Source organism: Citrobacter sp. TBCS-14 (assembly GCF_005280805.1).
Taxonomy (GTDB): domain Bacteria; phylum Pseudomonadota; class Gammaproteobacteria; order Enterobacterales; family Enterobacteriaceae; genus Citrobacter; species Citrobacter gillenii.
Map to the genome: position 1 here is coordinate 1 of NZ_SZWM01001017.1, position 535 is coordinate 535.

Annotated in this window: 1 protein-coding gene; it reads right to left on the reverse strand. The window is 55.8% G+C overall.

Annotation, left to right across the window (positions count from 1 at the left end):
* The coding region (locus FDX22_RS22700; RefSeq protein WP_146717817.1) for a trypsin-like peptidase domain-containing protein at positions 1-535 on the reverse strand (535 nt) is incomplete at both ends.

The window sequence follows — 535 nt, forward strand, 5'->3', positions numbered from 1 at the left end:
CCGGATTTCACGCCCGCTTTTGCGGAACCTGAGTTAGGCAGAACTTCGCTGACAAACGCGCCACGTTGTACATCCAGTTTGAATGCTTTAGCGATGTCAGCGGTCATTTCAGTACCTTTAATACCCAGCAGGCCGCGTTTGATTTCGCCAAACTGCATTAACTGCTGCGCCAGCGTGCGCGCCATGTTGCTGGGAATGGCAAAGCCAATGCCGATACTGCCGCCGCCCGGTGCCAGAATGGCGGTGTTAATACCGATCAATTCACCATTCAGATTAAGCAGCGCGCCACCGGAGTTACCCCGGTTAATGGACGCATCGGTCTGAATAAAGTTTTCCAGACCTTCCAGATTCAGGCCGCTGCGACCCAATGCCGAGACGATGCCGGAGGTTGCCGTTTGCCCCAGCCCGAACGGGTTACCGACGGCGACNGAGTCGGCAATGGCAATTTGCGTCAGGTTGCTGGGATGTTGAATTTGCAGCAGAGCGATGTCGCTCTGATCGTCGCTGCCGATAAGCTTAGCGTCGAACTCGCGGC